General features: G+C 59.1%; 4 protein-coding genes. 2 read left to right on the plus strand and 2 right to left on the minus strand.

What is annotated here, in order from left to right; genetic code table 11:
- Together IVB46_RS37935 and IVB46_RS37940 are read right to left on the minus strand one after the other, a co-directional pair.
- Positions 1–263 (minus strand): alcohol dehydrogenase catalytic domain-containing protein (locus IVB46_RS37935; RefSeq protein ID WP_247344889.1); only part of this gene is annotated, 263 nt, incomplete at its 3' end.
- On the minus strand, positions 260–1,177 hold the full coding sequence (locus IVB46_RS37940) for an isocitrate lyase/PEP mutase family protein (RefSeq protein WP_256468695.1): 918 nt from the start codon (positions 1,175–1,177) through the stop codon (positions 260–262). The genes IVB46_RS37940 and IVB46_RS37935, both read right to left, overlap by 4 nt.
- 1,426 nt (positions 1,178–2,603) lie before the next feature.
- Here IVB46_RS37940 and IVB46_RS37945 point away from each other — a divergent pair.
- Both IVB46_RS37945 and IVB46_RS37950 read left to right on the plus strand, forming a co-directional pair.
- Entirely contained in the window at positions 2,604–3,776 is a 1,173-nt protein-coding gene (locus tag IVB46_RS37945) for an alpha/beta hydrolase (RefSeq protein ID WP_247312276.1), read from the plus strand.
- 188 nt (positions 3,777–3,964) lie between these two features.
- Entirely contained in the window at positions 3,965–7,546 is a 3,582-nt protein-coding gene (locus tag IVB46_RS37950) for an indolepyruvate ferredoxin oxidoreductase family protein (RefSeq protein ID WP_247312279.1), read from the plus strand.
- Positions 7,547–7,814 lie beyond the last annotated feature (268 nt).

Below are 7,814 nucleotides of genomic sequence, written 5' to 3' on the forward strand. Positions count from 1 at the left end.
CCTCGCGACAAGGCCATCACGCGATCCCCCACCTTGAACCCGACGCAGTGGCGGCCAACTTCCACGACTTCGCCGGCCAGTTCACTGCCAGCGATCGTTTCGGGAGGATAGTGATCGGCCGTCAGCGCAAGATCCGCGCGATTGAAGCCAGCCATTTCCACTCGCACAACGACTTCATTGTCTCCGACTTGTGGCGCGGGCAGCTCGGCAAGGACCAAGCGCGGGTGCAACGAGGCACTGGTATCGACGATCAGGCCCTTCACCTCGGAGGCCCTTCGCATTTGTCGGCACCGAGCCCGTCGTATTTGGCTGACTCCAAAGACATCCAGTGATCAAGATTGACGGCGTTTGCAAATATCGTTCGCGCACGCTTTTCGTCGGTGCGGATGGGTGGAGCTTCTCCACGCTCCGTGGCGCGCTTGAGGTCTTCCAAAGCGTCGACAAGTGCCGTGCACATTGGCAGCAGCAGCGCGAGCGGATACAGAATCTGCGTGTACCCGAGCGCGTGCAACTCCGATACCGACAGAGAGGGCCATCCTTCCCCACCATAGACAACCACGGAGAGTGGTGTTCCCCGAAAAGTGCGGCCGATGCGCTCGATCTCGTCTGCTTTGCGCACTCCTGCAATGAAGAGGCCGTCGACGCCGCAACGCAGGTAGAGTTCTCCACGACGAAGCTCCGCCTCCATGCCGTGCGCGCCGTAGGCATCGGTCCGCCCGATGATCCAGAAGTCGCGGCTGCTGCGTGTTTCAACCGCAATGCGCAATTTTGCTGCAATTTGATCGTCGCTTACGACATCCAGGGCTGCGTTCTGTCCTGGACGCTTTGCGGATCGCGTCTGATCTTCCAGCACCAGCGCGCCAACACCGAGCACTTCGTTAACCTGTACTGTGCGGGCGACCGACTTTATGTCGCCATAGCCATCGTCCCCATCGCCCATGCAGGCAATCGAAGTAGCATCAAGAATGTCACGGGTGATCGCCGACATGTCCGCCAGCCCAGCGATGCCCAGATCCGGCAAACCATAGCGTGCGGCCAGTGCGCCAGAGCCCCCGATGGCCATCGCAGAGAATCCCGCTTGCTGGATCAATCGCGCGGACAATGCGTCGTGCGCGCATGGCATCACCAGGGGGCTTCCAGATGAAAGGAGCGTTTGGAAAGTGGGGCGTGCCGGCATGCTCAACTTTTGCAGATGGGTGCAGGAGGCATCTCGTTTCAAGACGAAACGCTCGCGGTGAAGGTGGAAGGAATTGGATCTCGATGCCCCGTTGGGCCGGCAATCTCATGCAATCGTTATACATGCCATTGATCTATGATTTCCCTCCCATTCTGTCAGTTTTGCCTTCCCTTTAGGATGACGTTGCGCTAACGATAGCATAGAACCTGTAAAGCGTAAAGCGGGTCTGGCGCCGGTTTTGATGCGTGTGTTGGAAATGGAGGAGATGAGCAATGAAGAGGCGATCGGTCGATCCAGAGGTGTCCGAAGCGTTTGGTTCGGATCATTCAGCCCGCCGTTATCGCTATGCGGAGGAGGTCCGCGGTTTCCCTGCGGCCATTTGATTTCTTGGAGGGGGGGCTGACGATGGATGCCCGGCTCGTCTCGTGCAAGTGGGTGCACCTCTGCCAGTTATTCAAACATCCGGAGGTGGCTCCGGATGCTTGCGCAATAAGAAAGTTGGCCGGAAGCGAAGTCGCTGGCATGACGAGGAGGGATCGGATTGATCCAGCTTTGCAGATGCCACCGAGCAACGAGCTTGCAGTTCAAAGGAAGCGAACGTTTCGCCAGGAATCATCCATGCGAGACGTTCGAGATCGTGCAGGAGACGATGCCGCTTAGTTGGTCGGAGGTCTGGAGTCGCTACATCGCTGCAAATTCGACTACGCTCAGCCAAAGTCGGGAGCGGGGGCGATGACCGTCGTTTATGGCGAGAAGAGCTGGGCGGGTTCCGACCGACGGGACGAGGCCAGGTGGCGACTGCCCAATTGGGGGCGCATCGTCCACGCTCTTGTAGGGGTCCTTGCTCAGGGTTGGGAGTTTGCAGCTCGCGATATGCCGGGTTCCGAATTGTTTTTCGAAGGCAAGAGAGAATCTGGTTACGAGCTCGACCGATCGGCGCAGCCTCGGCACTGTGTGCTTAGCGTCGATGTCGCGAGCGCTCGGATCATTCGCGGCGTTGTCGACATGCCGCGGGCGGATAATTCGAATTCGCGTACGACAATGCTCAGGCTGTTGTGGGTCGGCGCAATGGGAATGTCGCATACTCTTCGCTTATCATTTCGCCGGCTAAGAACGCCGCGTACCATCACGGTGAGTAGGTCGCCTCAAATACTATCCATTCAAGCGGTGCAAGCTGGAGCGGTTCGACAGCAAGACCCGGAGTCTTTTAGGCGGGCCATTCCGATGACATAGACGAAATATCGCGTGCGGAAATGCAGGACGTCTCCCGCGACCTTCCACGGGTGCGGGAGCCAACGGCAGCTCATAAACCTCGCTGTCGTGCGATGTGTACCAGCGGGATGTGCGTGGATCACTGTGTGGCCGAGATTCAACTGGAATCGCGGTCCATGGCTGCGGTATCCGCGCGATCAAGAGGAGATGCGACATGAACGACGCTCGGGATATTGAAAACGAGTGGGTGCATCTTGCCTACGACGGACGTCTGAAGTTTGCCGAGACATATGGTTTTGCGGGTAGCCAAGGGACGGTCAACCTTGAGGGAGTCTTGATACGGCCCAAGAACCGGCCTTCCAAAACGTTGATGGTCTTGATGCATCCGAGCTCCACGCTGCACCTGCTGCCGGTGCCGCGAGCGCTTGCCAAAGCGGGTATGCATGTGTTGTGCGCTGCCAGCCAATATCCGAAGAATGATGCCGCCTTGATCATGGAGAAGGTTGTCCTCGATCTTGGCGCCTATGTTCGGCACGCCAAAAGGGAGTGGGGATACGAGAGGGTCGTGCTTCTGGGATGGAGTGGGGGTGGATCATTGTCCTTGTTCTACCAGTCCCAAGCCGAGTCACCGACCATCGTCGATACGCCGGCAGGTGACCCCGTAGATATAATAGCTGCTGGTCTCGTTCCCGCGGACGCAGTAATTTTTCAGTCGGCGCATGCGAGTAGGGCGCTAATGCTTGCTGAGGTGATTGATCCATCTGTTCGCGATGAATTGAATCCCGATGACCGCGATGTCGAGCTCGACATCTATGACCCTCGCAACCCTAACCAGCCGCCATATGCACCCGAATATGTCGCCCGCTATCGCGCGGCACAGCTTGCGCGCATTCGGCGGATCACGGCTTGGGTGAAGGGGATGCTCGCAGAACTCAAGAGCCGAAACACGGATGAAATCGAGCGCGGCTTTGTCGTTCACCGAACATGGGCAGATCCACGATTTCTGGACCCATCCTTGGATCCCAACGACCGCAAGCCAGGCGGGCTGTTGATGGGAAAGCCCGAGACGGTCAACTCCGGACCTATCGGGCTCGCGCGGTTCTGCACATTGCGGTCTTGGCTCTCCCAGTGGTCTCTGGACGATTCTCGGGCCAATGGTTTCGTTTGTGCTGCGGGCATTTCTGCCCCGCTTCTCGTCATTGAGGGCAGCGCGGATGATGGCGTACCTCAACCGCACTCCAGGAGGATTTTCGAGGCCTCCACCGCGAAGGACAAGACGATGCACGTGATCAGAGGAGCGACACATTACTATGCAAATCAGCCGGAGCAGATTGCCGAGGCGACACGACTAATCAGCGATTGGCTCACTTCGCGCCATTTGCTTTAGCTCTTTCGGCAATCTGTGACGAGGATCTCCTCTGTAGATAAGAGGCTTTTTGCCGGCGTCCTCTGCGCGACAGAAAGATCGTTCCTTTCGCCAAGTCACCGAGGCGCACGTCCACACGCAAAATGACTGGATGCAACCAATGACCTCGGCAGTAACCCGAGTCGCCAATGCGAACGAAGAATGACGTCATGGAACTGGAAGAAAAGCCCCGTCAGAAGAGCCTCGAAGACCGGTATGACCTCCGTGAAGGTTACGTATCATTGTCCGGTACCCAGGCGTTGGCGCGTCTGCCATTGGAGCAGCACTGGCGCGATCGCGAGCTGGGGCTCAACACCGGCGGCTTCATCTCAGGTTACCGTGGCTCGCCATTAGGTGGTTACGATCAAGAACTCTGGCGGATAGCTTCCAGACTCGAGGACTGCAATATTCAGTTTCAGCCCGGCGTTAACGAGGATCTGGCGGCAACCGCGGTGTGGGGCACGCAATACGTCAATCTTTACCCGGGAGCTAAGGTCGACGGAGTCTTCGGCATTTGGTACGGCAAGAGTCCCGGCGTAGATCGCAGCGGGGACGCCTTCCAGCACGCCAACACGGCTGGCACTTCCCCAAACGGCGGTGTGATAGCTTTGGTCGGCGACGATCATGCCGCCAAGTCGTCGTCGAGGTCGGCACAATCAGACATGCAGCTGAAGGCCGCCGGCATACCGACACTCTATCCGTCCAACACGCAGGAGATCCTTGATTACGGACTGCATGGCATCGCCATGAGCCGCTACGCCGGCTGCTGGGTGGCTATCAAGCTGGTGACCGATGTTGTGGAGACGACGACAACGGTAGAGGTCGGGCCCTCCCGGGTCCGACCCAATCAGCCGCCGCTGCCGACGCAGGCACCCGGTGGTTTGCATATCCGCGCCAACGAACCCCCGCTCGACATGGAGGCGCGGCTTTACCAGCATCGGCTCCCAGCGGCGATCGCTTACGCGCGTGCGAACGGATTGAACAGGATCATGCTCGCCCCCGCGAAGCCCCGGTTGGGTATCGCGTCCGCCGGCAAGAGCTGGACTGATGTACGCAGCGCGCTTGCGGCGCTAGGGCTCGATGACGCTGCGGTCGAGGGCGCGGGCATCCGCCTGCTGAAGTTCGGCATGAGTTGGCCCGTCGACCCGCTCGTCGTTGAGACGTTCGTGGAAGGGCTCGACCAGATCCTCGTCGTCGAAGAGAAGCGGCCATTCCTGGAAGATCAGATCAAAGCCATCTTGCAGAGCAGCCTTCGAGGCTCGGGAGTCCGAGTGTGGGGCAAGGCGGATCCGTTGGACGCGAGCCGCGCACCGCCGGGGATTGTTCTGCTGCCAATAGCGAGCGAGCTCACGCCGATAAGCATCGCTCGTACCATCGCCGGGCTTGTCGGATTGCCGGACGTCGATGAAACTCGATACGGGGCGGTCACGTCCTCCGCCGTTGCCGGGCTACTGCGCACGCCGAACTTCTGTTCTGGGTGTCCCCACAACCGGTCGACCGTTGTGCCCGAAGGCAGCCGGACGATGCCCGGCATCGGTTGTCACGGGATGGCCATGTGGATCCGGCCCGAGAACACCGGGACCGTGACGCACATGGGCGCGGAAGGCATGTTCTGGGTCGGGCAGTCGCGCTTCACCGCCGAGCAGCACGTATTCGTCAATATCGGGGATGGCACGTTCTTCCATTCGGGAAGCTTGGCAATCCGACAGGCAGTGGCTGCCGGGGTACGAATGACCTACAAGCTGCTCTTCAATGGCTATGTGTCCATGACGGGAGGACAGAAGATTGACGGCGAATTGACCGTCACGCGCGCCATCGAGATGGTGTTGGCCGAGGGGGTAGCCAAGGTGGTCGTGGTGGCTGACGACGTTAAACGCTATGACGCGATTAGGCTGCCGGCGAGAACCCCTGTCAGACCACGGAACGAATTAGATCTGGTCCAGCGCGAACTGCGCGACTTCGACGGCGTTTCGGTACTGATATACGACCAGGCTTGCGCAACGGAGCTGCGGCGGCAGCGCAAGCGGAATCCGTCGTTGGATGTCGCACGGCGTGCCTTGATCAATGCCGAGGTGTGCGAGGGCTGCGGCGACTGCGGCGTCAAGTCCAATTGCATGTCGATCGAACCGCTCGAAACCGAATTGGGCCGCAAGCGAAAGATCAATCAGTCGAGTTGCAACAAGGATCTCTCCTGCGTAGAGGGGTTTTGTCCAAGTTTCGTGACAGTGCGCGGAGGGCGTCTGAAAAAACAGGCGGCGGACCTTCGGTCGCAAGACGGTTGGAGTGCGCTACCACTTCCAACGTTGCCCGACACCACAGGTGGATATGGTGTGCTCATCGCGGGCGTTGGTGGAACCGGCATTGTGACTGTCGGTGCAATTCTAGGTATGGCTGCAAGCCTTGAGGGAAGGCAATCCAGCGTGTTGGACGTCACAGGCATTGCGCAGAAATACGGTGCGGTGATGTCGCACTTGCGTTTCGCGCCGCAAGGCGAGGAGTTGCGCAGCGCGAGACTTGGCGTGGGTGAAGCGGACCTGTTGATCGGCTGTGATTTAATCGTTGCATCAGGAGATGAGGCGCTCGGCAAGCTGAGAGCTGGTGACAGCTACGTTATCGTGAATACAACGCTTGCGCCGACGGCGGCGTTTCCCAAGATGCCAGACTGGCAAGCGGACATTGATGGCTTGACTGGAAGGCTGCGCGGCATGGTCGGCGAACGGGTGCGGACGCTGGAAGCTAGCGATATCGCAACGGCGCTCATGGGAGATGCGATCGCGGTGAACATGTTCTTGCTCGGTTATGCATGGCAGCTCGGTCGTGTTCCCGTCGGCTTGGACGCGCTCTTCCGCGCCATCGAGTTGAACGGTGTCCAGGTAGACTTCAATCGCACCAGCTTCGAATGGGGACGCCGCATGGCGGTCGATCCCCGAGCCGTCCAGTGTCATATGACGAGCGGATCGAAGCCAGGTGTTGCGAGCGTGATCCGGCTTGCCCAACTCCCCCTGGAGCAGCTCGAGGACATCGTCGCCGATCGCCGCAGGCGACTCGTCGCTTATCAAGGCGAGGGTTTGGCTGAACGGTATGTGGCCATGGTGGAGCGCGTCAGGCAGGCCGATGAGCTTATCGGTGCGGAGGGGCGCTTGGCCAGAGCCGTTGCGCGCTATTACTATAAGCTGCTTGCGAACAAGGACGAGTTTGAGGTCGCGCGCATCTACGCATCGCCAGCCTTCAGAAAGGAAATCGAAGATCAGTTCGAGGGAGACTACCAGGTACGGCTAAACCTGGGAGCCTGGCCTTTCGCGAAACGCGATCCGGTGACAGGGGCTCTGCAGAAACGTGAGTTAGGTCCTTGGATATTTCCGGCTTTACGCGTGCTGCAATCGCTTCGGGGCTTGCGCGGCACTTGGCTAGACCCGTTTCGCAACAACTCCGAGCGAAAGCTGGCACGCGAGGTGCTCGCGGCTTACGAAGATGATCTCGCTTTCCTCCTGACGCAGGCCCGACGCGTGGTTAGTGCCTCGGATGCCGTCGCCTTGGCGTCGCTCCCGGAGAAGATTCGGGGATACGGACACGTGCGGGACACGTATGCAAAAGAGGTCGCGGCTTCGCGCCTGGAACTGCGAACGAAATGCGTGAGCGGCATGACGGAGCAGAACGCGACAAGCATGGCGTGGTCGCCTGAAAACAAACATCTCGAGACCGCGCGCCGCGGAAAAGACCGGGCGAATGTCGGTCAGGCAGACTTCTCATGAGCTTCACTCTTTACGACGCTGGTGCCGTCCTGGCTACAGATATTGGATTCGGTCTCGAGTTTATTGGACAAAGCTGACGCTTACTGCGCGAAACAGCAACTGGCGCCAATGACGCTCATCGATACTCGTCTCGCACCGGACATGTATCCGTTAGGATATCAGGTTAAGGGTATCCCTCCATTGAAGGCCGCCTTGTTTGACGAACGTTATAGCTGCAGGTCCTAGGGGTAATCCTAGGAGAAGTGGTATGACGATTTCGAGGACGGAG

This window comes from Bradyrhizobium sp. 61 (assembly GCF_023073075.1).
GTDB classification, from domain to species: Bacteria; Pseudomonadota; Alphaproteobacteria; order Rhizobiales; family Xanthobacteraceae; genus Bradyrhizobium; species Bradyrhizobium barranii.